The 22,360-nt window shown below is 52.8% G+C and carries 21 protein-coding genes and 1 tRNA gene; 12 read left to right on the forward strand and 10 right to left on the reverse strand.

Annotated features, from left to right (window positions below):
* Window position 1 precedes the first annotated feature (1 nt).
* The gene (locus tag QWY30_RS00995) at window positions 2-1,516 is read left to right on the forward strand and encodes a glycine betaine ABC transporter substrate-binding protein (RefSeq protein ID WP_290237415.1); all 1,515 of its coding nucleotides are present in this window, start codon (window positions 2-4) and stop codon (window positions 1,514-1,516) included.
* Here QWY30_RS00995 and QWY30_RS01000 read toward each other — a convergent pair.
* Entirely contained in the window at window positions 1,505-2,956 is a 1,452-nt protein-coding gene (locus QWY30_RS01000) for a CoA transferase (protein WP_290237417.1), read from the reverse strand. The genes QWY30_RS00995 and QWY30_RS01000 overlap by 12 nt on opposite strands.
* Before the next feature lie 97 nt (window positions 2,957-3,053).
* Here QWY30_RS01000 and QWY30_RS01005 point away from each other — a divergent pair.
* From QWY30_RS01005 to QWY30_RS01015, 3 genes are all read left to right on the forward strand, one after another.
* A tRNA-Arg gene (locus QWY30_RS01005) sits at window positions 3,054-3,130 on the forward strand.
* A 153-nt stretch (window positions 3,131-3,283) separates the two neighbouring features.
* Window positions 3,284-3,643 carry a winged helix DNA-binding protein gene (locus QWY30_RS01010; protein WP_290237419.1) on the forward strand — a complete coding sequence of 120 codons (360 nt, stop codon included), beginning with the start codon at window positions 3,284-3,286 and terminating at the stop codon, window positions 3,641-3,643.
* A gap of 3 nt (window positions 3,644-3,646) precedes the next feature.
* Window positions 3,647-4,240, forward strand: coding sequence for a hypothetical protein (locus QWY30_RS01015; RefSeq protein WP_290237421.1), 594 nt, complete (start codon window positions 3,647-3,649; stop codon window positions 4,238-4,240).
* A 9-nt stretch (window positions 4,241-4,249) separates the two neighbouring features.
* On the opposite strand, the gene QWY30_RS01020 is transcribed toward QWY30_RS01015, so the two are convergent.
* From QWY30_RS01020 to QWY30_RS01045, 6 genes are read right to left on the reverse strand one after another with little or no spacing between them, the layout of a single operon-like run.
* Window positions 4,250-4,510 carry a TIGR02450 family Trp-rich protein gene (locus QWY30_RS01020; RefSeq protein WP_290237423.1) on the reverse strand — a complete coding sequence of 87 codons (261 nt, stop codon included), beginning with the start codon at window positions 4,508-4,510 and terminating at the stop codon, window positions 4,250-4,252.
* The gene (locus tag QWY30_RS01025) at window positions 4,485-5,465 is read right to left on the reverse strand and encodes a Bug family tripartite tricarboxylate transporter substrate binding protein (protein ID WP_290237424.1); all 981 of its coding nucleotides are present in this window, start codon (window positions 5,463-5,465) and stop codon (window positions 4,485-4,487) included. The genes QWY30_RS01020 and QWY30_RS01025 overlap by 26 nt, the downstream gene beginning before the upstream one ends.
* A gap of 57 nt (window positions 5,466-5,522) precedes the next feature.
* Complete coding sequence (locus QWY30_RS01030; protein WP_290237426.1) at window positions 5,523-5,909, reverse strand: AtuA-related protein; 387 nt, start codon at window positions 5,907-5,909, stop codon at window positions 5,523-5,525.
* Complete coding sequence (locus QWY30_RS01035; RefSeq protein WP_290237428.1) at window positions 5,906-7,285, reverse strand: acyclic terpene utilization AtuA family protein; 1,380 nt, start codon at window positions 7,283-7,285, stop codon at window positions 5,906-5,908. Before QWY30_RS01035 ends, QWY30_RS01030 begins: the two co-directional genes overlap by 4 nt.
* A complete protein-coding gene (locus tag QWY30_RS01040) occupies window positions 7,282-8,196 on the reverse strand; it encodes a DMT family transporter (RefSeq protein ID WP_290237430.1) in 915 nt (304 codons plus the stop codon). The genes QWY30_RS01035 and QWY30_RS01040 overlap by 4 nt, the downstream gene beginning before the upstream one ends.
* 7 nt (window positions 8,197-8,203) lie before the next feature.
* Window positions 8,204-9,151 carry a D-2-hydroxyacid dehydrogenase gene (locus QWY30_RS01045; protein ID WP_290237432.1) on the reverse strand — a complete coding sequence of 316 codons (948 nt, stop codon included), beginning with the start codon at window positions 9,149-9,151 and terminating at the stop codon, window positions 8,204-8,206.
* A 198-nt stretch (window positions 9,152-9,349) separates the two neighbouring features.
* Here QWY30_RS01045 and QWY30_RS01050 point away from each other — a divergent pair, with 198 nt between their 5' ends.
* From QWY30_RS01050 to QWY30_RS01085, 8 genes are all read left to right on the forward strand, one after another.
* Window positions 9,350-9,940, forward strand: coding sequence for a thermonuclease family protein (locus QWY30_RS01050; protein WP_290237434.1), 591 nt, complete (start codon window positions 9,350-9,352; stop codon window positions 9,938-9,940).
* A 2-nt stretch (window positions 9,941-9,942) separates the two neighbouring features.
* Window positions 9,943-12,216, forward strand: a complete 2,274-nt coding sequence (locus QWY30_RS01055; protein WP_290237935.1) for an ABC transporter substrate-binding protein — start codon at window positions 9,943-9,945, stop codon at window positions 12,214-12,216.
* Entirely contained in the window at window positions 12,213-13,190 is a 978-nt protein-coding gene (locus tag QWY30_RS01060; protein ID WP_290237436.1) for an ABC transporter permease, read from the forward strand. Before QWY30_RS01055 ends, QWY30_RS01060 begins: the two co-directional genes overlap by 4 nt.
* Before the next feature lie 5 nt (window positions 13,191-13,195).
* Window positions 13,196-16,384, forward strand: coding sequence for a dipeptide ABC transporter ATP-binding protein (locus QWY30_RS01065; protein ID WP_290237438.1), 3,189 nt, complete (start codon window positions 13,196-13,198; stop codon window positions 16,382-16,384).
* Between the two features lie 75 nt (window positions 16,385-16,459).
* On the forward strand, window positions 16,460-16,978 hold the full coding sequence (locus tag QWY30_RS01070) for a DUF1178 family protein (RefSeq protein WP_290237440.1): 519 nt from the start codon (window positions 16,460-16,462) through the stop codon (window positions 16,976-16,978).
* A complete protein-coding gene (locus tag QWY30_RS01075; protein ID WP_290237443.1) occupies window positions 16,959-17,219 on the forward strand; it encodes a YkgJ family cysteine cluster protein in 261 nt (86 codons plus the stop codon). The genes QWY30_RS01070 and QWY30_RS01075 overlap by 20 nt, the downstream gene beginning before the upstream one ends.
* 176 nt (window positions 17,220-17,395) lie before the next feature.
* Window positions 17,396-18,199, forward strand: coding sequence for a glycosyltransferase family 2 protein (locus tag QWY30_RS01080; RefSeq protein ID WP_290237445.1), 804 nt, complete (start codon window positions 17,396-17,398; stop codon window positions 18,197-18,199).
* A complete protein-coding gene (locus QWY30_RS01085; RefSeq protein WP_290237447.1) occupies window positions 18,196-19,233 on the forward strand; it encodes a glycosyltransferase family 9 protein in 1,038 nt (345 codons plus the stop codon). The genes QWY30_RS01080 and QWY30_RS01085 overlap by 4 nt, the downstream gene beginning before the upstream one ends.
* 94 nt (window positions 19,234-19,327) lie before the next feature.
* On the opposite strand, the gene efp is transcribed toward QWY30_RS01085, so the two are convergent.
* The 3 genes from efp to QWY30_RS01100 all read right to left on the reverse strand — a co-directional run bounded on the left by efp (window position 19,328) and on the right by QWY30_RS01100 (window position 22,355).
* Window positions 19,328-19,885 carry an elongation factor P gene (gene efp, locus QWY30_RS01090; RefSeq protein ID WP_290194890.1) on the reverse strand — a complete coding sequence of 186 codons (558 nt, stop codon included), beginning with the start codon at window positions 19,883-19,885 and terminating at the stop codon, window positions 19,328-19,330.
* Window positions 19,886-19,995: 110 nt separating this feature from the next.
* A complete protein-coding gene (gene earP / locus QWY30_RS01095; protein ID WP_290237450.1) occupies window positions 19,996-21,138 on the reverse strand; it encodes an elongation factor P maturation arginine rhamnosyltransferase EarP in 1,143 nt (380 codons plus the stop codon).
* Between the two features lie 2 nt (window positions 21,139-21,140).
* Window positions 21,141-22,355, reverse strand: coding sequence for a DUF2863 family protein (locus QWY30_RS01100; protein ID WP_290237451.1), 1,215 nt, complete (start codon window positions 22,353-22,355; stop codon window positions 21,141-21,143).
* Window positions 22,356-22,360 lie beyond the last annotated feature (5 nt).

Raw genomic sequence — 22,360 nt, forward strand, 5'->3', positions numbered from 1 at the left:
TATGACAGGGCGCTCCCTGCTCAGCGGAGCACTTGTCGCGCTCTGTGTGATGTTCATGCAGAGCGCCTTGTCCGCGCCCTTTGTCGTCGGTTCCAAGCGATTCACTGAGTCTTTTATCCTCGGTGAAATTGTTGCCCAAACGGTCCGCGAGGCGGGTGACGTCGATGTTGAGTTGAAATCTGGCATGGGTAACACCAGTATTCTGCTCGCGGCGCTCAGAAGCGGCGAGATCGATGTGTACCCTGAGTACACCGGTACCATTACACGTGAAATTCTCAAGACTGATCGAGCACTGACGCTGGATCAGATCAATGACAAACTGGCGCCAATGGGTTTGCGCGCAGCCATTCCGCTCGGCTTTAACAATTCCTATGTGCTGGCGATGCGTAGTGATCTCGCGCGCCAACTGGATATCAAAACGATTTCAGATCTGAGGCGGCATCCCTCACTTGTCTTGGGCTTATCCCATGAATTTATCGGACGAGCGGATGGATGGCGGGGACTGACGCAGGCGTATGATTTGGGCGCGCTCAAGCCTCGTGGTCTGGATCATGGGCTAGCCTATGAGGCGATCGCAGCAAAAAAAATTGATCTGGTCGATGCCTATGGCACTGATTCAAAGCTTTCACGCTATGCACTAACTGCGCTGGATGATGATCGACAGTTTTTTCCAAGCTATGAGGCAGTGCTACTGTTTCGAGCCGATGTTCCCGAGAGGTTTCCGCGGGCCTGGCAAGCGCTTCAGAACCTTGAGCAATCTATTTCTCAAAGTACCATGCTCGCACTGAATACGCGGGCTGAAATCGATAAACAAAGTTTTCCGAATGTTGCCAGGCAATTTCTGGAAACCAAAAAAAAAGGCGTGACATCAGTCGATACCCAGGCTGTGAGTTTTATGAAGTTTTTATTCGGTCCTGATTTCTGGCGTTTGTCTGGACAGCATTTATTCCTTGTTTTGAGTTCACTCGCGCTTGCCACGCTGATTGGGATTCCTCTGGGAGTATTGTGTTTTTATGCACCTCGCCTGGGCCAGCTGGTGCTCGCAATCACAAGCGTGATACAAACCATTCCTTCGCTTGCTATCTTGGCATTTCTCATCACGCTGCTTGGCACAATTGGCATCGTGCCGGCGATTGTGGCGCTGTTTCTGTATGCGTTGTTACCGATCGTGCAGAACACGCATGCGGGGCTCAAGGAGATTCCCTCATCGATGCGTCAAGCTGCGACAGCCTTGGGTATTTCTGACAGTCAACGGTTGTGGTTGATCGAGTTACCCTTGGCCCGTAGTCTGATAATTTCAGGTATAAAAATTTCAGCCGTTCTTTGTGTGGGAACGGCGACGATCGCGGCCTTTATCGGGGCAGGTGGTTATGGAGAGAGAATCGTTCAGGGCTTGGCTCTGAATAATACCCAGTTGCTTCTTGCAGGCGCCATTCCCGCCGCAGGCTTGGCGTTGCTGATGCAAGGCGGATTTTTTCTCTTGGAAAAACACTGGTCTCCGGGCTCAAAGGGTTGAAAGTATGGATGAGTGCCAGTTAGCCTGATCGCGCTTGAGCGGACCCGCTCCTAAACTCCATTGCATGTTGATGCCAGATACGGTGACAGGCCATTTCACACGTCTAGCCGGTCCCCACACTGTGAGTTCAACAGTGTCACTCCAGTCTTTGGGTGTTTCTGGGGCGAGGGCAGGGCGTTCAAGACCTAAAGGGTCCACAGTCGTCAACAGTAAGGCGCCGGTTCGAGCCAGCGATGCGCGGGCAATCGAGCCAATACCGGTTTGGACGCGCTTTTCAAGGCCTTTGAGAACTGCCGTGGCAAGCAAGTAGCCTGTCGCATGATCCAGCGCCTGAACGGGGAGTGGTTCTGGGCGAGCGCTCTGCGAAAGCTCTTGTCCCAGTTGAGCGATCCCGATACTCATTTGTACCAGACTGTCGAAACCCCGTCGGTTGGACCAAGGTCCAGTAAAACCATACGCATCGAGTGAAACATCAACCAGACCTGGTCGGATCCGCTGACGCGTCTCTGCGTTGAGTCCCATCTTGACCAGGGCATCGCTGCGATAGCCATGGACCAAAACGTCCGCTTCGCTCAATAGTTTGATCCAGTGCGCACGCTGTTCGGCCAGGCGAAGATCGAGCGCTGCGCAACGTTTGCCAAGGGTCATTTCGGGGGCGTTTGACTCATTCCACATCGGCGCATCGAGTCGCAAAACTTGCGCACCGAGTCCGGCCAACATGCGGGTCGCCGCCGGGCCCGCTAATACACGCGTCATGTCGAGAATTTTGATTCCCGCAAGAGGCTGGCCAGGATCATACTTCCAGCCACCGGGATGTCCTTGTTCACCGTCGACCCAATCGATCAGGGGTTCCTGTTCAACGGCTTGGCCCTGTGGATGATGCAGCCATTCATTGACAGAGAGCATGGTTGCCGCACATCCGCCTTCGGCAATCACGCTTGCCACGAGTTCGTCGCGTTTCCATCCCGATACCGCTCGAGCCATCGCTTCAGGGTTTGCGGAACACCCAAGCGTCCGGAGTGCCGCAGCACGATGATGTGAAGCATTGGTATGCAGCCGCAACCAGCCATCTTGCGCCAGATAGTCCGCCGCGGGGAGCTCATCCAGTTTGGGAGGCTTCCAACTCTCGGGTCTGAGCGTTGTGGCAAACCAGAATGAAGCCAAGCGCCGATCGACTTGTACCGTCATATTTTGAGGCGCGCCTCGACCATTGGCAGTCTCCAGGGCGTGAACAAGCGAGCCAACAGCCAAGCCTGCAGCCCCCATTGATGCGGCGGCGAGTTCAGTGACTGCAAAAAAAGAGGGTAAATGTCCTTTGCCTGTGAAGGACACGCTCTCCGTCTGAGAATGGGCGCCTCGGGCCGCCTCCCAGATCGTCTCCAGAAGACTCCGACTCGAATCTTGCGAGGGCCCGGGATAAGGAGGTGGTTGCTTGAACATGCCGAAACCTGAAGTTGGTTGAAAAGCTGAGCAGAACTCGAAAGCAAATTCAATCCTACACCCGTTTTAAAAAGCTGATATAATTTTAGTCTTTGTAGCGCCCGTAGCTCAGTTGGATAGAGTACTTGGCTACGAACCAAGGGGTCGTGGGTTCGAATCCTGCCGGGCGCGCCATAAAAATCAGGGGCTTACAGATTAATTCTGTAAGCCCCTGTCCATTTTTGAGGCCAATTGCTGCGACGCATCAATAAAACTATGACCTACGTTATACGCTAATTGGAATAGTTGGAGTTGCTTTAAGTTAAAAATTGGCGCTATCATTCACACATGGCTACTGAATCGAAACACTCTCTTACATATCTGCGCTTCCTGAACCTCGTTCATGCGATTAAGCAGATCCCCACGTTTCCTGCAATGGATCCGGTCGAAGAGCGCTTGCTCGCCATGCTAGGTGTCAATTGGCACAATGGTAAAAAAGTCAGCGTGCTCGAGGCAATGGGTCTCTCAACAGAAATCTCTGCGACAACTGCTCACCGGCGCTTGAAGACACTGCGTAAAAAAGGCATGATCGAGCTTGACACAGACAAGGTCGATAGCCGCGTGAAATATGTTGTGCCTACTCCACTTGCAGAACAGTACTTTGTGACGCTCGGACAGGCGATCGACAAGGCCCATCAACCAGGTTGATTTATGTTTTCCACGCCACCAGGCGCTGCTGATCGGACAAAAACTAATCATCGCCTCAGTACTGGGGCGATGATTTTGTTTGTGGTCGGGGTAGCTGTTGCTTGGGTCGCTTTGTACCAATTCAATACTTGGCTTTTCTCGAGTATCCACCTGACTGGCTTCATTAGCTGGATCTTTTTGCCTGCCGCCATTCGAATGTTGGCGGTGATGGTCGGTGGCTGGGCGGGTGCGCTCGGGCTGTTTTTGGGGGCAATCATCACAAACTTGAGCCTGCTGCAGTTCGAGCCACTCAACATTGTGGTTCTGGCGGCGCTTTCAGCTCTTGGGCCTTTAGTTGCCGTTTATCTTTGCACCCGATGGTTGCAGTTGCCCAGCGATCTGGGTGGTCTGCAGCGCTCACAACTCATGGTATTCGCTGTCGCAGGTGCCGTCTTCAATGTGTTTCCACACAATCTTTATTTTTATATGACTGGACTCACGCATGATGCATGGTCCGGTGTGTTCCCGATGTTTGTTGGTGATTTAGCCGGAACATTGATTGTGCTGTATCTGGCGAGTTTATCGATTCGCTTGGCTCTCAAGAGCGCTCGGGTTTAAATCAAAAAACTATACCCACCCCCGAAGCCAATGTTGTTGATCTTTCAATGCGCGCCATGCCAAGCGTATGACTCTGCCTGTCATGGCAGCCTGAAGCTCAATTTCAACAACGGGGTCACCCGGTTGCTCAGGTTCGATGACGTTGACCACCCAAAAATGCTTTTCTTTGTGTGTTGGCCGCACAGCGGTCCATTTGCTCAGCAAAAGCTTTTTTGGGTGAACGTGATTTTTCGTGGGTGTTGTATCACTTTTCAATGGTGATATTGCCATCTGTGATGACTTTGTTCCAAACAGCACTTTCCTCTACCATCTTCTTGGCAAAATCGGCCGAACTGCCACCGCCAGGGTCAAAGCCAAGCTTGGCAAGTTGCGCAAGCACTTTTGGATCTTTTAACGACTGATTCAACGCTTGATTGAGCTTGTTGAGGACCGGCTCACTCATGCCTGCGGGACCGAATACGCCAAACCAGGTCAAGGACTCGTAACCGGGCACAAAGTTGGTCAGTGGTGGAATGTCAGGCGCGACTGAGAAGGGCTTGCCCGAGGTCACTGCCAATGCGCGGACTTTACCATCCCGGATATGAGGTAACGAAACAGAGATCGAGTCAAACATCATATCCAAACGGCCAGCCATCAAGTCCGGCATGGCCAATGCCGTGCCTTTGTATGGCACGTGAGTCATTTTGGTATTAGTCATGGCCAGAAAGCGTTCAGCCGACAGGTGGGGGATGCCACCCGTGCCTGCCGACCCAAAATTGAGCTTGCCAGGATTTTTCTTGATGTAATCAATCAGTTCCGGCATGGTCTGAGCGGGTGAGCTCAGTGGCACCACCACCACCTGTGGCGAGGAAGCCAGGAACATGATGGGCGTAAAGTCTTTGGTGGGCGAATAAGGCATCTTTGGGTTGAGCAAAGGGCCGATCGTGTGTGTGCTCGAGGTGGCAATCAGAATGGTGTATCCATCAGGCGCTGCGCGGGCGACCATTTCAGAACCAATGACGCCTGCGGCACCCGCGCGGTTTTCAACCACAACACTTTGGCCAAGCTCCGCGCCGAGTTGTTGCGCCACGACTCGAGATACGAGGTCAGTCGCACCTCCTGCTGGAAAAGGGACAACAAGCTTGATGGGTTTATTCGGGTAGGCCTGCTGCGCAAAAGCGATTGGTGCAGTCATGCAGGCCAGAGCAGAGAGACCTGCAATGAGTGCAATGCGTCTAGTTTTCATGACAAAGACTCCGAAGCAATAAAAACGACAGTGATTGATATATTAAGCCAGCACGCGTCAGGCAGGCTGAGAGTACTCTTTGACTGTAAGCTTTTCTGCAAGCGCTTGTGGGACGACAATCGGCATATCCATCATCCAGAATGACAAGCCTTTTCCATGCGTATCAAGATTGAGTGCGTCATTGACGCCACCGTCCAAAATCCCCTCAAGAACGAAATTCATCGCGTGCAGTTTGGGCAAGACGTAGCGCGTCACTTTGGTCGGATGTCGGTAGCCAAACCACTCAGCGACTTTTTCCTCCGTTGCCTGGGCAACCAGTAAATCGAAACAAGCAGGGTCCCAAGCGATGACACTGATATTAGAGGTATTGCCTTTATCTCCCGCGCGTCCGTGTGCGAGTTGGTACAAGGGCAGTTGAACTGTTTGATGAGGTGTTGAGGTCATGCGCGCTGCTCCTCGACAAAGCGATAGCCACAAGGGACGGATTCACGTGGGATGGTGCAGGACAATGTGTCCAGTCGGGGTCTGAGTGAAGTTCTCACGCCCCCCCCTCCGGCAGGGCCACAGCAATACAGTGAGGTCACCTCACGCAGAATTTTTTCAGCGATTGATTTATCAATGTGTACGCCGGCCACACGCAAGCGGACGTCACGCGCTTCGGGTAAGCCTTTGCCCATTAGTTCTCCGGCGTCATCGCCAAAAATACTGAGGGCACCGATCAGATCCACGCGCAATGGTAATAAGTGTCCGATGCGTTTGCGGACTGTTTCACCAGCCAGCGCGGCACGCTCTCTGGCGCGAAAGCCCGCATAGGAAATCTCAGCTTCGGCGAGATAGCCATTGTCATAGCAAACGTTGACTTTGAGCTCAGCTGGGCGAGGATGCCCTTGGATGCCTTCGACACGGATACGATCCGGACCTTCTTGTGTGATGGTCGCCTCAGTAATGTCTGCGGTGACATCCGGTGTCAAGTAGCGGGCTGGGTCATGCACTTCGTACAAAATCTGCTCACGGCCTGTACGGTCATCCACGAGTCCACCGGTATTGTTTGCCTTGAAAACAGAAAAAGTACCGTCTGCACGAATTTCAGCGATCGGAAAACCGATTCGGTCCATGCCAGGGACGGACTTTTGACCAGGTACGCTGTAGTAACCACCTGAAACTTGCGTGCCGCACTCAAGCATATGTCCGGCCATCGTGCCACAGCCCATTTTGTGCCAGTCATCCATCGCCCAGCCAAAGTGCGCAATGGCGGGACCCAGCGTGAGGGATGGATCCGACACACGACCGGTCACAACAATGTCTGCGCCTTCCATGAGCGCTTGCGCAATCTCAAAGGCGCCGATGTAGGCATTGGCACTGACAACACGGGCTGGATCGATATTCGTACCGAGTTTTTTGAGTAAAAATTTCAATTGCTCGGGCTCGGTCAGGTCGTCCCCGTACACGACTGCGATGCGAGGAGTACGGAGATTTTGTTCGCGTGCAATGGCGAAAATCCTCTGGGCAGCGGCTTGGGGATTGGCTGCACCAAAATTACTGACGATCTGAATATTGTGATCGAGACAGCGTTTGAGTACGGGACCCACCAGATCTGCGAGAAGGGGCTCGTAGCCCATTTTCGGATCTTTGCGTTTTTCGATTTGCGCGAGAGCTAAGGTACGCTCGGCAAGTGTTTCAAAATTCAGCACGCCGCCGCCCAGAGCGATCAGAGTATCGACCACAGGGCCTGCGCCATCCGTGCGATCTCCAGAAAAACCGGTCGCGCATCCCACGTAGAGGGGGCGTTGCGCGGCATGCGATGTAGTTAAAGTGCTCATTTATTTGCCTGATTAGTGAGAGTGACACCAGCAATGACAATCGCCCCGCCAATCACCATCGAAATATAGACGGGCTCGTCGAGGATCAGATAGCTTAACAATAAGCCAAAAACGGGGACAAGGTTGGTGAAAACGACAGTCCTGGCCGGACCGATCATTTTGACGCCTTCGTTGTACCAGATGAAGGCGATGGCTGAGCCAAACGCACCTAAATAGAAAATGGCGAAAAAATTATTCCAGGTCAGCATTTCAGCACTCAGCCTGTCTAGTTCGGTCAGTGCTGCAAGACCCAGCACCAACGTGCCCCAAAGCGTGGCGTAGGTTGTTGCCGCAATTGGAGATAATCCTCTGAGTGCAAAGCGACTAATCACGGTATAGCTCACCCAGCTGACAATCGCCCCGAACATCAAAAGCTCCCCCCAGCTGAAAGTCTGAATCAAACTTTGGGTGGCATTGAGAATGTCGCCTTGGGTGACGATGGTCAGGGTACCGATGAGGGCGAGTGCGATTCCGCCCCAGCGATAGAATCCAAGTTTTTCTTTGAGAATCAGCGCAACGGTGACCGCTGTCATAATCGGACTTAACGCCACGAGCAGGGCGGTTTTTCCCGCAGGCATACGCTCCAGTGCGCCAAATAAAAAGAAGTTGTAGATGGAGATCCCGGTCAGGCCCAGAAGCAGGGTCACCCAAAGCTGTTTGTGGCTGAGCTTGGGTAGACCACCCTCGACGCGGTAGGCAATCAACAGCAGTAACACCGATGCGATCACGAAACGACCTGTCGCGACAGTCAGTGGCGGCATGGCCTGTACGGCGATTCGACCTGCAATAAAAGTGGCGCCCCAAAAAAAGGCACAAAGCACGAGTTTGATATAGGCCGAGCGAAGGGATTGTGAGTGCGTCTGTGGACCCAAGGATGTCTCAGCTCACCACGTTAACGGGTTTGCCTTGCGCAAAAGCGTTGAGATTGTTCGAGATACCATCCATCAGGCTGCGCATGCCATGCTCGTTGGCCCAGGTGATGTGAGGCGTAATAATCAGATTTGGCAAGTGCATCTGCAAAAGAGGATTTTCGGCGGGAGGGGGCTCGACAGCCAGCACATCTAATGCCACACCGCCTAACTGGCCACTAAGCAGACCATCGGCGACCGCCTGTTCATTGATCAGAGGTCCGCGCGCAGTGTTGATCAGCATGGCTCCACGCTTCATTTGAGCGATCTCCGCCTGGCCAATCATGCCGCGCGTGGCTTCGGTGAGCGGACAGTGCAGTGTAATGATGTCACTTTGAGCTAAAAGTGTTTCAAAGCGGACATAGCCTGGGCGAACCTCGGGTCGGTGGCGATGTTCGCCAAAGATGACATTCATACCCAGGGCCTGCGCGAGCGTCGCGACTTCGTTGCCGATGGCTCCCCGTCCAAAGATTCCCAGCGTGGCACCCCGCACATTGAGCACGGGGGCCCCGTGCACGCAAAAATGGGGTGACTCTGGCCAGGCTTGACGCGCGATTGTCTGGTAATAAGGGAGCGCGCGTCGCAAAGAAAAAATAAAGCCAATCACGCCCTCGCCCACGCTTTGCCTGGAGTAACCCGGTACGTTCGAGACCACCACACCATGCTCGCGGCAGGCTTGCAGATCCACACAGTCGTACCCGGTCGCAGCGACACAGACGAACTTCAGGCGAGGCAACTGCGCAAGGATAGTCGGAGTGAGCTTGATTTTATTGGTGATGCAAATGTCTGCTTCGGCGAGCGCCTTGACCACTGCCTCGGGATCCTGTGGTGTGGCTGGGAGATTGACCCACTTGGAAACCCAATCGGGCACGGGAAGGGGGGTTGGAATGGTGTCGCTGTCAAGAAATACGATCTGCATGGTTAAACTTTACCCAGATGTGGTCTGATGTCGAATGCCGCCAATGCGGCAATGAAGCATTAAATCATGTTGGCGGTCAGTTTGAACTTAGTGCAAGATGGATGCTCAAAAATGATGAGATTTTCTCGCGATGTTTGACATCTCAACGGGCATTTAAGGGATATTTGATCTATTTTTATATATAAATCAAACAGTTAAATGAAAAACAATCAACGGATACAAAAGACTCTTTTCGGGATTCTCGCTGCGGCACTGGCCTTGTTGGCTCTGTGGGGTTCTCAAGACCTGTCTGTGCAACTGATTCCTGATGCGCACGCTGCAGATAAAACCTACAAGTTGACCGGGAAAGTTGTTCGTGTCTCTGATGGCGACACGATCAACTTGTTGATCGACAACAAACAAGAGCGCATTCGTTTGGCAAGTATCGATGCCCCGGAAACTGCGCATGGCAGCGATCAGCCAGGTCAACCTTATGGAGAGGCTTCCAGAAAAAACCTCGCTCATTATGTCGCGGGTAAAACGCTGACGGTGCTTTGTTTCGAAAAAGATCGCTTTGATCGACACATCTGTGACATCCCGATTGACGGTACAACCGCCAATCGGTTGCAAGTCGAGCAAGGAATGGCCTGGGCCAATCAGCAAGCTAAAGGTAAATACTTGCGTGATTCCTCATTGATCGAGCTGCAAAAAAATGCGCAGCAGAAAAAGCTGGGGTTATGGGCAGAACCAGGTGCGGTTGCACCCTGGGATTGGCGAGTGCAGTGCTGGAAAAATAAAAAATGCTCTTAAGCCTGACAGGCGCGTTATCTAGGACAATTGCGGTTTGCGCAATCGTCCTGTTGGCTGGCTGTGACCAAGCGTTATCTCCAGGCCAAATCTTTGGTGAGTCTCCGATCAATAGTCCGTATGTGGCGGGTGCGGAGAAGCAAAATGTTCTGTATACGGCCTTTACGCAACGCTCACCGAAGTATCTCGATCCGGCGCGCTCATATTCGACCGACGAGACTCCCTATACGTACAACATATATGAGCCCCTGTATGGCTATCATTATCTCAAACGTCCTTATGAGCTCATTGCACGCACCGCCACGCATGTCGCTGAACCTGTTTTTTTAGATTGGCAGGGAAACACGCTGGATGCAGACTCACCTGCGACAGAGATTGTTGAAAGCGTCTACGACATCAAGCTGCGACCTGGCATCCTGTTCCAGCCTCATCCTGCTTTTGCACGGAAGGAGGACGGCCGATTTCAATACTGGCCGATCGATGCACAGGAGTTTGAAAACAAGTTCTCCATTCCCGATTTCGAGTACATGGGCACGCGTGAGTTGACGGCCTATGATTATGTGTATGCGCTACGCAGACTCGCCAGTCCGCGTGTGGCCTCTCCGATTTTTTCAACCTTGGCGCAACACATCGTCGGGATGGAAGCCTATGGCAAGCGCTTGCGGGAAATCGACAATGACTTGCGCAAAGATGTTCCGCCGGGCACCCGCGATTTGCCTTGGCTGGACCTACGCAGCATTGGTTTTTCCGGCATCGAAGCGCTTGACGAATACACGCTGCGGATCCGTGTCAAAGGTTTGTATCCTCAGTTCAAGTATTGGCTTGCCATGACGTTTGTCGCGCCCATTCCCTGGGAAGCTGACCGGTTTTACAGTCAGGCGGGTATGGCGCAGCGTAACCTCTCGCTGAATCACTGGCCAGTCGGGACGGGTCCCTACATGTTGACTGAGTCTTTGCAAAACAGGCGTCATGTGCTCTCACGCAACCCTAATTTTCGTGGCGAGCCCTATCCCTGCGAAGGAGAGCCCGGCGATCGCGAGGCTGGTTTGTTAGAAGACTGCGGGAAAATGACCCCCTTCATTGATCGCATTGTTTTCAATATTGAAAAAGAAAGTATTCCCTTGCAGGGTAAGTTCATGCAGGGTTACTACGACATCCCTCAAGTGGATCGCGGCGATACAGGTGTCGCGATGCTCGTGGCTGCCAGTGACTCCACAGAGAAAGCCGCCTTGTACGCCAAGCACGGGATTCAATTGCCGACTACGGTCGAAGCTCAGATGCAGTATTTCGGTTTTAACTGGCGTGACCCGGTTGTCGGTCAGGGAGACACACCAGAACAACAGATTCGCAATCGTAAGCTGCGTCAGGCCTTGAGTATCGCGTTTAACTGGGAAGAGTTCGTCGCGATTTTTCAAAACGATCAGGCGCAGGTCGCCTACGGGCCGATACCCCCCGGCATTCTTGGTTATGAAAGCGGTGAGGCGGGCATTAATCGTGTGGTGTACGACATCAAGGACGGAAAACCGCAACGTAAATCCCTCGATGAAGCCCGCCGCTTGCTAGCCGAAGCAGGTTATCCAAACGGCCGACATGAGAAAACGGGTGAGCCACTGGTGCTGCATTTCGATTCGGCAAGCGGCGCGGGTGGCTCAAGCCCGACGCTTGACTGGATGCGTCGTCAGTTTGCCAATATTGGCGTGCAACTGGATGTGCGCTCGACCGACTACAACCGGTTTCAGGAAAAAATGGCGCGAGGTGTCGCCCAAATGTACATGTGGGGGTGGGTGGCGGACTATCCTGATGCGGAAAATTTCTTGTTCTTACTGTATGGACCCAATGCCAAAGCAGGCAAGGGTGGAGAAAACGCTTCGAATTATGCCAATCCAGCCTACGACGCACTCTTTGAAAGAATGCGTGACTTACCCGATGGTCAGGAAAAGGCAGAGGTGATCGCCCAGATGACGCGCATCTTGCAAGAGGATGCGCCATGGATGTTTGGGGCATTTCCCAAGTCCGGGGGAGCATATCAGCAGTGGGTCGGTAATGCCAAGCCCACCCAGATGGTGCGTAATACATTGCAATACATGAAGATCGACCCGGAGCTGCGTGCTAAAAAAATCGCCGAGTGGAATCCGCCGATCTGGTGGCCGCTGGGTGTGTTGCTCGCTGTGCTCGCTGCCATCGTTTGGCCTGCGTGGCGTGTGCTGCGCAAACAAGAGCGTCTCAATGCATTTGGCGAGGATGCCCGCGAACATCAGCCGCTGGAGATGCGCAAATGATGGCTTATATTGCTCGCCGTTTACTGTACGGCGCATTGATTTTAGTCGGCGTGAACTTGTTCACTTTTATTTTATTTTTTGCAGTCAATACGCCTGATGATATGGCGCGACTCGCCATTGGCGGGCAACGTGTCAGCACCGATGCGATTGAAAAATGGAAGGCTGATCGTGGGTACGACAAGCCACTGTTCGTCAATACAGAAGCGACGGGCCTGGGCAAATATACCGACACGATTTTTTATCAACGCTCGGTGCCATTGTTGAAGTTTGATTTCGGCGCATCGGACGAAGGGCGTGACATTGGTCGTGAAATCGGAGTGCGAATGTGGCCAAGCCTTGCGCTGGCGATACCGACCTTTATTCTTGGTTTGTTGGTGAGTGTCGCATTCTCTTTGTCTTTGGTTTTTTTCCGAACAACGCGTCTCGATTTTTGGGGTGTGGTGTTGTGCGTGCTGATGCTATCGATTTCGGGTTTGTTTTATATCATCGCAGGACAATGGTTGTTTTCAAAAATGTTGCGTCTGGTCCCTTATTCGGGATTTGCCTGGGGCTGGGATGCGGTCAAGTTTTTAACACTTCCGGTGCTGGTGGCGATCATCGCGCGTCTAGGCCCTGAGGCCCGTTTTTATCGCAGTTTGTTTCTTGAAGAAATTGGCAAAGACTATGTCCGTTCCGCGCGGGCGCGCGGGCTGAGTGAACGCGTCGTATTGTTCAAACATGTGTTGCGTAATGCGATGTTGCCGATTTTGACAGGTACGGTTTCTACCTTGCCCTTGCTGTTTATGGGTAGCTTGATCGCGGAGTCTTTCTTTGGGATTCCGGGATTGGGGAGTTATACGATTGATGCGATTGGCGCGCAGGATTTTTCGGTCGTGCGGGCGATGGTTTTTCTGGGGGCAAGTCTTTATATCGTCGGCTTGATTCTGGCGGACATTTCTTACACGCTCGCCGATCCGCGCGTGCGTTTCGAGTAACCGCCATGCCTAAAATTGTTTTCCTTTGGACCGATATCGCGATCTTCGCACTGTTCGCTGCGACGTTGATCTACGCCTGGCATGTCTCGCGCTCACGCAATTTGCGTGCGACATGGTCGAGGGTGGCTCGCAGCGCTCCCGCCATGTGCTCGGCGGTTGTGCTCTCCGTGTTCGTTGTGATTGGCTTGCTGGACTCGATGCATTTTCAGCCGCGCTTGCCACCCGTTCCGGGCGGACCTGTCAATGCCGCGCCGGTTTACGCACCGAAAGTCGTATCAGTCCTGGATGCGTTGCTTGAGGATACGGCTTTTGTACGCCCTGAAAAAACGTATTCCGCTCCTTTAGATTGGCTGCAATTCACCAAAGAAACCATCTTGCAGGATGGCGGCGCGCCGACGCGAGATTTTCCGCGGTTGCGCTTTGGGGGGCGGCATTTAACTGATCCGGATTTGGAGTGGGGTGGCGATGTCGCGCAACGCGCGGGTCTGGGAGGCCTGGCGGGTTTGCTCGTGGCTGCAGTGTTGATGTGTTTGACAGTCTTGTGTGTGGGCGAGGGGACTCGCCTTGAAGTCGCCAGACAGATCTGGCGTGGTCAGACAGAGCTTCCCTGGCGCGCTGTGCTGATCACAGTATTTGTGCTTTGCGTCACGCTTGGCGTGGTCTTGGGGCTGGCCACGGGGTATCACGTGCTGGGGACAGATCGCACGGGCAATGACGTGTTGTGGCAAGCCTTGAAAAGCATTCGCACAGCCTGGGTCATTGGTAGCCTGACCACCGTCGCCATGCTGCCTCCCGCCCTGATATTGGGAATATCAGCGGGGTATTTCAAAGGCTGGATCGACGATGTGATTCAGTATGTTTACACCACGCTGACTTCGATTCCGGGTGTTTTGCTGATTGCAGCCTGTGTGCTGATGATGCAGGTCTACATTGATACCCATCCTGGTTTGTTTCCCACTGCGGCTCAGCGTGCAGATTTGCGACTTTTCTTGCTATGCATGATTTTGGGATTAACGGGGTGGGCAGGATTGTGCCGGTTACTGCGCGCCGAAGCGTTGAAGCTGCGTGAGCTCGAATATGTGCAGGCTGCGCGTGCGTTCGGTATTTCCAATTGGCGCATCATGGCGCGCCATTTGCTGCCCAATGTCATGCATATCGTGCTGATCACAGTGGTGTTGGAGTTTTCTGGTCTCGTCTTGTACGAGGCTGTGCTGTCCTACCTCGGGATCGGTGTCGATCCGAGCATGAACTCTTTTGGCTCCATGATCGAAAAATCGCGTTTCGAGATGTCGCGCGATCCGATGATCTGGTGGAATCTGCTTGCTGCCTTTGTGTTCATGCTGGCCTTGGTCCTGGCGGCGAATTTGTTTGCCGATGCAGTGCGTGATGCGTTTGACCCACGATCGAGGATGTTCCGCCCAAAGCGCTTTAAGTTTCTGGCCACTCATCAGTCCTCAAATCAGTCCTCAAGTCCTGAGGCACCCGCGTTGACGAATGATGCGAAGAGGCGTTCTGATGTGCCGGTCCTTGATGTGCATTCACTCGATGTGGTGATCGATACGGGTGAGGCCTGGCGACATGCGGTGCAGGGGCTGGCTCTTGCTGTGCATCGTGGCGAGACTTTTGCCCTGGTCGGTGAGTCAGGCTCGGGCAAGAGCATGACGGCGCTCGCGATGATGAGACTATTGCCGGAAGCCTTGCGGGTCACACGCGGTCAAGTTGCAGTCGAGGGTGTGGACATCAACAGCTTGTCCGAGTCCTCAATGCGGGCGGTCCGCGGTGGTCGGGCAGGCATGATTTTCCAGGAGCCCGGAACGAGTCTCAACCCTGTGCTCCGTGTGGGAGACCAACTATGCGAGGCCATCGTGACCCATACGGCTTTGCGTGGAAACGCCGCCAGGATGCGGGCGATTCAGTGGTTACAGCGTGTGGGGATTCCCGAGCCTGAGCAGCGGATCGACGATTATCCTTTTCAGTTTTCCGGCGGTCAAAAACAGCGGATTATGATTGCGATTGCGTTGGCGGCCGAGCCTGAATTGTTGATTGCGGATGAGCCCACGACGGCGTTGGATGTCACCGTGCAGGCGCAAGTATTGAATCTGATTCGAGACATTCAGCAAGAACTCGGAATGGCGGTCTTATTGATCACACATGATTTGGCAGTCGTGCGTGATGTGGCGGATACGGTCGCATTGATGCGCTTTGGTGAGATCGTTGAAACTGCACCTGCGCAGCAGTTTTTCAGTGCCCCCAAGCATCCCTATGCGCGGGAGTTGTTTGCTGCGATTCCGACATTTGCCAAACGTGGTCAACCTTTGAGTGCGCTGAGTCTGGACTCAGTCACTTTTGCTGAAACATTGACGCCCTCCGTCACAAGTTCCTCTGGTGCGTCACAAGCACCTGCACTTCTTGTCGAGCGGCTGCAGATTGGTTATCCAGTTCGCAAGGGCTTGTTGCGCAGGCAAGTGGGAATCAATCAAGCGGTGCGAGACGTCAGTTTCTCTTTGTGTCGCGGCGAAACCCTGGCTCTAGTCGGCGCTTCAGGCTGTGGTAAGACAACGGTCGCGAAAGCTTTGCTGAGATTACTGGATTCTTCCGCGCTGATTGTTGGTGCGGCGAGGTTGGGTGATCAAGATTTGTTGTCAGCATCTCGCCAAGAGATGAAAGCATTGCGCCGTCGGATTCAAATTGTCTTTCAGGATCCCTTTGCCTCGCTTGATCCTCGCATGCGCGTGCGAGAGATTTTGCATGAAGGCATCGCGGCTCTGCGGCCCGAGTGGACGTCGGCACAACAAACTAAGCGAATTTCAGCACTGTTGGCGCGTGTGGGTCTGCCTGCGGATGCCGAGGACCGTTATCCGCACGAGTTTTCTGGCGGCCAACGCCAGCGAATCGCGATTGCACGCGCCTTGGCTGTTGAGCCCGAGGTTTTGATTCTGGATGAGCCGACCTCGGCACTTGATGTCTCGGTTCAAGCGCAAATCCTTGATTTGCTGACTGATTTGCAGAGAGAGACAGGCATGGCCTATTTGTTTATCACCCATAATTTCGGTGTGGTCGAGTATCTGGCTGATCGCGTGGCCGTGATGGATGCAGGCAAAATCGTAGAGCTGGGAGACGCCACGCAGGTGCTTCAGGCACCCAAGAGCGAGGTGACGCGCGAGTTGCTCGCTTCCGTGCCTCGTTTAGGGTGATCCCTAGGTGATTTGGGTGAGTCCGTTATACTTTGTAGGACTTGTATTTTTCAAATTTGCCCTCAGATCAGGTGTATGGGACTAAAAGTTTTCGATTTGCAGTGCGAGCATGGCCATCTTTTTGAGGGCTGGTTCGGCTCGCATGAAGATTATGACTCGCAGCAAAGTCGAGGTATGTTGACATGTCCGATGTGTCAGAGCGCCAAAATTGAAAAACGCTTGTCGGCGCCAAGGCTCAATGTGGGTCATTTTGATTCGGAAACGAGGGCATTGGACGGCGCAAGTGCCTCCGGAAGTTCCTCGGCAACCGGCTCTGCAACCGCTTCCCGGGAGACAGTGCTGGCAGCTTCGCCCGAAGCCCTTCAGCTCGCCCAAATTCAGGCCGCCATCATGCAGCAGATGCGTGAGCTGGTTCGCAATACCGAGAACGTTGGTGCCAGTTTCGCCCAAGAAGCTCGCCGGATTCACGAAGGCGAGTCAGAGGAGCGTCCGATCCGCGGCACCGCTACCCCCGAGGAGCGTGAGGCACTGATCGAAGACGGCATCGCCGTCGTGGCCTTACCAGACTTTCTCGATGCCGATCAATTGCAGTGACAGGCATTGTGGTGCCTGCTGCATCGCACCTTCCATCAACAGTCCAATACCCGGTATGCCACATGGCAAACCTGCGGGTGTTCCTTGCATTCACCTTCAGCAAGATTTTCGTTGCGCGATTTTCGGTCAGCCAGAGCGGCCTGCGTTTTGCGGCGGCCTTCAGCCGTCAGACGAGATGTGCGGGTCGGACAGGGTGTACGCGCTTCGTTGGCTTAGCGAACTCGAACGCGCCACGTGTTAAAAATACTCAAGGTAGATATCTCCTGAGAATCTGATCACTTACTCGTCTAGAATGTCTGGATTTCTTAGTCTTATTGTTATGAAACTACTACTCTCAAAATGCGGCACACTGAAAACAAAGAAAAACGCGAATCGCTACTGAGCAGCATCATTCACAGCATAGGATCTTAATCATTCATGAGTACGGTGTCTGCAGTCATCATCGTTAAAAACGAAGAGGCACATCTCGCTCAATGTTTGAGCACCTTGCAGTGGGTTGATGAATTGATTGTGCTTGACTCGTGTAGTACAGATGCTACTTGCCGTATTGCGGAGTCATTCAACGCGCACATTGAACAAGTTGAGGATTGGAAAGGTTTTGGGATACAGCGTCAGCGTGCTCAAGCTTTGGCCACTTGTGACTGGGTATTGATGATCGACGCCGACGAACGAGTGACGCCAGAGTTGAAAGCTTCCATTCTGGCGCATATTCAAGGAGAGCCTGCCATTGGCAGAATGTCACGCTTGAGTTGGTGCTTCGGAGGGTTTATTCGCCATTCAGGTTGGTATCCCGATCTGATTGACCGTCTCTATCCAAGAGAGGCTGCCCATTACAACAGTGATATGGTCCATGAAAAGCTATTAAACCCCAACAATTTGCCAGTCAAAAGGCTGCATGGAGATTTACTTCACTATACCTACGACAGTATGCGGCAATACCTGGTTAAATCTGCCCACTATGCCGAGTTGTGGGCTCAGGGACGGCAACAGCAGGGTAAAACAACCAGCCTCAGTGTGGCTTTTATTCATGGTATTGGTTGTTTTATGCGGATGTATGTATTGAAGGCAGGTTTTCTGGATGGTCGCCCAGGTATATTGCTCGCTCTTCTGTCGGCGCATTCGACTTTTGCTAAATATGCAGACTTATGGGTTAAAGGAAGAGCTCAACGAAAGGATGTAGAGAAAATAATTTCAATTTCAAAGTCTCCTACTGACATATGAAAGCCTTACGCATACTGGTGGTGCGCAATGACAAGCTGGGAGATTTTATGCTTGCATGGCCAGCCTTAGCGCTTCTCAAACGTTCACTGCCAAATAGTCAAATTAGTGTGCTGGTTCCTGCCTACACTCAGCAACTTGCTGAACTTTGTCCTTGGGTAGATCGAGTGTTGGTAGATCCTCAAGCGCTTTCTCAATTGAACCGTCAAAATTTTGATGCGGTGTTGACTTTGTTTTCGACAGGGCGGATAGGGTGGCAGGTCTTTAAAGGTCGCATTCCAGTCCGTTTTTCGCCAGCAACAAAATGGGCACAGATTTTTTATAACCATACAGTCGTCCAGAGACGATCTCAATCAGTGAGACCTGAGTTCATATATAACCTTGAGCTAGCGTCAGCTTTAATCGAATATTTAGGTCATAAACCGGCCCAGTCTTTACCACCTTACTGGTCAATCAGTTCAGATGAAAAAAGTGAACTTCGTCATCAGTTGGCTAAAAAACTTGGATTAGATCGTGCCAGACCATGGTTTTTTTTGCATAGTGGCTCCGGTGGTTCTGCTAATAATCTCACTGTCGCTCAGTATGCCCAATTACTGGTTTCAATACATGAACAATTAAAGCAAGAACGTCAATATTTGCCTCAGTGGGTCTTGACATCTGGTCCAGGAGAGGAGGCTGATGTTGAGTCTTTGTATCAGCGTATTCCTGATCATATTGAAAGAGTTATCTATCGTTCAACTGATGGGTTGGCTGCATTTGCCAAAAATATTGTGACTGCTCAGTTGATGGTGGCCGGGTCGACAGGGCCATTGCATATTGCTGGAGCGTTTGATGTGCCGACAGTAGGTTTTTTTCCAGCTAAACGTTCGGCAAGTCCTTTGAGGTGGCGTCCTTGCAATAGTGAATTACGTACTATTAGCTTTAGTCCCGAGTTACATGGAAAAGAGCTGAGTAATATGGCCAGTATCGATATCAGTATTTGTACGCAGCGTATTGTGAGTTGGCTCAGCAAGAATGATTTGCTGCAACGACAGTAAAAAATTATTTACAAACAAACCGACCATATTCATAAAAAATTCCCACCATGAGGTGGGAATTTTTGATTAGTTTTGCTGCAAAAGAAAAAAATTTTTACATCACGCGGCTGCGGTATTCGCCTGTGCGTGTGTCGATCTCGATCTTGTCGCCGATCGCGCAGAACAAGGGTACTGGCAACTCGTGGCCAGTGTTGATCTTGGCGGGCTTCATGACCTTGCCGGAGGTGTCGCCACGCACTGCGGGCTCTGTGTAGACGATTTCACGCACGACCATTGTGGGCAGTTCGACAGAGATGGCGCGGCCGTCATACAACACGACTTCGACCTTCATGCCTTCTTCGAGGTAGTTCAACGCATCGCCCATGCTGTCGGCTTCGACTTCGTGCTGGTTGTATTCCTCGTCCATGAAGACGTACATGGGATCGGCAAAATAAGAGTAGGTGCACTCTTTGCGATCGAGCACGACCACATCGTATTTTTCGTCAGCTTTTGACACCGTCTCGCTGCCCGAGCCGGTCAACAGGTTTTTGAACTTGAGCTTGACGACAGCGGCGTTGCGGCCAGACTTGTTGTATTCGGCGCGCTGCACGACGACGGCGTCTTTGCCGACCATCACTACGTTGCCCACGCGCAGTTCTTGTGCGGTTTTCATACTTTAAAACTCCGGTAACTGAGAGTCTCCGGGACAAACTTGGCCGGAGTTGTTTGATTAAAAAGCCCTCTATTTTAGCCTTTCTGGGCGCTTGACGCTTTAAATTGGAATTAACCGCTCAAATGCTGAAGCTTTTCTCTGCAAAAATGGTCCAAAGAAGTCGCCAAATCAGGTTGAAGAGCCAGTTTTTGGCTAAGTAACTGGCATGTCGAGCTCCATTTTTCCAGCTCGGCAGGACCCAGCGCCAAGCGAAAGGAATCTCTCAAGGCGGGCTCTGGGGAGTCTTGATTCCATTCAAGCAGAAGCTTTTGAGCAAATCCAGGCAGGTCACAACGTGCGAGCCAGGCCTCAAGTTTTTTGAGGTGTGTCTGTTCGGATTGCGGATAAATATGCCAGACAAAAGGTTTGCCAGCCCAGAGGGCGCGCACGATCGAATCCTCGCCACGTACGAAATTCAGATCTGCGCACCACAGGATTTTGTCGTAATCCTCTTGTGAAACAAACGGGATGCGCACAACATGAAGTGAACCACGAATATGAGGTGTCAAATCTGGCACGACGCCTTCAGGAACGAGTAATACAGAATCCTGATGGTCTCGGCTCAAAACCTCGAGTAAGGGCGCAAGAGGAGCCTTTGGGTAGCAAAACAGGGAAATTAGTCGTCCTGTGTGTCCGGGTGTGGGGGGCGCTTCTCCCTGCGGTCGCCATGCTTGCATGGCGGCTTCGGGTACGCCCAAGCTCTTGATGAAATGGTACTGTTGGGTGCAGTCTTTGAGCCATGCCTCGCGCTTTGCCAGCAACGCATTTTCACGAAGCAGTCCACCCGTTTGAGGCGTAAAGCCCGGAAAAAAAAAGTGGGAGGACAAACCGTCTGAACGGAGCGAAGGCAGCCCATGGCAGCCTTCCACCCATTTTTCCGCGCTCAAGTACTCGAGGTTCACCCACAAGCTTTCTTGCTCGGACATCTGGGCTAAATAAGTGGTGGGTAGATCGCAGGAAAAGCTTGCGATGACAACGGGCCTTGGGAGGAGTGCGGGTGCTGGATCTGTCCAGTGAATGATCTCCACATCCGCAATGGTTTGGCGAGCCAGCGCTGAATCCAGTCTGGGCTCCAGGCGCTGAAAGCTCCTCAGATCATCGACCCACAAACGAATCGACCACTGATACTCACTTTGCAATTGACGCACCAACCGCCAGGTCACCCCGATATCGCCAAAGTTATCAATGACTCGGCAAAAGATATCTGCGTGCATGGTCAGTGAAAATGAGCGGGCGCGGTTTCAGCGTCTTCGGGCAATTCAGCGTGCACCATTTCACCATTTGGATTGGGAAAGTAGGGCGCGCCGCAGTCTTCACAAAACTCGGGCATCAATATTCCTGGCAAGCGCCGAATATCACTGACACCGCATTCTTTGAGCAGATTGGCGATTTCATCGATCGTTTCAATCGGTGGGGGCTCATGGTCCAGCAGTGGTTGATCATCTTCGCGGCCATACAGTGGCCACAGGCAACCGTAAACCACTTCGTTTTGATTTTTCTGTGTAAAGCCGATGCGGTACTCGTCAATGCGTCGTTCGCCGCATCCGGCGATGACGGCGCGCAGTTTAGAGGCCTCGATATTGAGTGCGGCACCCAACCATGAAACCGCAGCTTTGACAGACAAAGGACGCACCCGACGATCTGCATCGCGGTTACTCACATAATAGGCATCGGGGGTCAGAATCTCAAAGCCACAGCCCGGCAAGAGATTGGCAAAAATTGGCGTTGTGTCTGCAATCCAGCGCTCCAGGCAGCTCTCGCGACCGACTCCAAGTTCGCCAGGTTCTTCTTGCCAGCGAAAGAGCGGCTGACCCTCGGGTACGGCAATTGCCGCGACGAGATACCGTGTATCGGCCAACATATTAAACGCCTCGGGTTCGCTGTTGAGTGTGGGCGCAGTATAAGAAGCGCCCAGAGCGGCGAGACCCAGTTTTTGTAACCAGTCCCAAGTCTCGCAAAAAGTGCGCGGCATTTGATCGAGGCTCGCCAAATGAGGAAACAGGGCGACCTGAGTATCGCGTGCGAGGACGTGTCTTTGAAGATGCTCGCGCAAGGCTTGCGCTGGCGCCGTTGGGATCTCGGAGGCGGGAATGCTGTATCGCGTCCATGCCACGAGCGGCGCCACCAATAGCAAGACATCAAAACGTTTGCCGTCTTGTTCGATGACGCAAGATTCAGAGAGAGTCTCTGCTTGCTCGATCAAGACTTCGTAGCCACCCAGGTGTGTCTGGGATAGATGCTCCAGAGCCGCGTCGATGGCCCCATCATGATGGTTGCGCATGAGCTTGAGCAGCACGTTCGCGAGCTCGGCTTCCCAATAACGATCCTCGACGCGGCTGCCGGAACTGTGGAGCGCGAGCGCGAGCGCCACCAGACGCGCAGCATCACGCGTCAGGCGGGTAGAAGGGGTGGTCGAACGAAGACGTGCCATGATGT

The organism is Zwartia panacis, from assembly GCF_030410395.1.
Taxonomy (GTDB): Bacteria; Pseudomonadota; Gammaproteobacteria; order Burkholderiales; family Burkholderiaceae_B; genus Zwartia; species Zwartia panacis.

Coding starts and splice junctions, on each gene's coding strand:
- QWY30_RS00995 (WP_290237415.1), top strand. CDS start 2: ATGACAGGGCGCTCCCTGCTCAGCGGAGCACTTGTCGCGCTCTGTGTG.
- QWY30_RS01000 (WP_290237417.1), bottom strand. CDS start 2,956: ATGTTCAAGCAACCACCTCCTTATCCCGGGCCCTCGCAAGATTCGAGT.
- QWY30_RS01010 (WP_290237419.1), top strand. CDS start 3,284: ATGGCTACTGAATCGAAACACTCTCTTACATATCTGCGCTTCCTGAAC.
- QWY30_RS01015 (WP_290237421.1), top strand. CDS start 3,647: ATGTTTTCCACGCCACCAGGCGCTGCTGATCGGACAAAAACTAATCAT.
- QWY30_RS01020 (WP_290237423.1), bottom strand. CDS start 4,510: ATGGCAATATCACCATTGAAAAGTGATACAACACCCACGAAAAATCAC.
- QWY30_RS01025 (WP_290237424.1), bottom strand. CDS start 5,465: ATGAAAACTAGACGCATTGCACTCATTGCAGGTCTCTCTGCTCTGGCC.
- QWY30_RS01030 (WP_290237426.1), bottom strand. CDS start 5,909: ATGACCTCAACACCTCATCAAACAGTTCAACTGCCCTTGTACCAACTC.
- QWY30_RS01035 (WP_290237428.1), bottom strand. CDS start 7,285: ATGAGCACTTTAACTACATCGCATGCCGCGCAACGCCCCCTCTACGTG.
- QWY30_RS01045 (WP_290237432.1), bottom strand. CDS start 9,151: ATGCAGATCGTATTTCTTGACAGCGACACCATTCCAACCCCCCTTCCC.
- QWY30_RS01050 (WP_290237434.1), top strand. CDS start 9,350: ATGAAAAACAATCAACGGATACAAAAGACTCTTTTCGGGATTCTCGCT.
- QWY30_RS01060 (WP_290237436.1), top strand. CDS start 12,213: ATGATGGCTTATATTGCTCGCCGTTTACTGTACGGCGCATTGATTTTA.
- QWY30_RS01065 (WP_290237438.1), top strand. CDS start 13,196: ATGCCTAAAATTGTTTTCCTTTGGACCGATATCGCGATCTTCGCACTG.
- QWY30_RS01070 (WP_290237440.1), top strand. CDS start 16,460: ATGGGACTAAAAGTTTTCGATTTGCAGTGCGAGCATGGCCATCTTTTT.
- QWY30_RS01075 (WP_290237443.1), top strand. CDS start 16,959: ATGCCGATCAATTGCAGTGACAGGCATTGTGGTGCCTGCTGCATCGCA.
- QWY30_RS01080 (WP_290237445.1), top strand. CDS start 17,396: ATGAGTACGGTGTCTGCAGTCATCATCGTTAAAAACGAAGAGGCACAT.
- QWY30_RS01085 (WP_290237447.1), top strand. CDS start 18,196: ATGAAAGCCTTACGCATACTGGTGGTGCGCAATGACAAGCTGGGAGAT.
- efp (WP_290194890.1), bottom strand. CDS start 19,885: ATGAAAACCGCACAAGAACTGCGCGTGGGCAACGTAGTGATGGTCGGC.
- earP (WP_290237450.1), bottom strand. CDS start 21,138: ATGCACGCAGATATCTTTTGCCGAGTCATTGATAACTTTGGCGATATC.
- QWY30_RS01100 (WP_290237451.1), bottom strand. CDS start 22,355: ATGGCACGTCTTCGTTCGACCACCCCTTCTACCCGCCTGACGCGTGAT.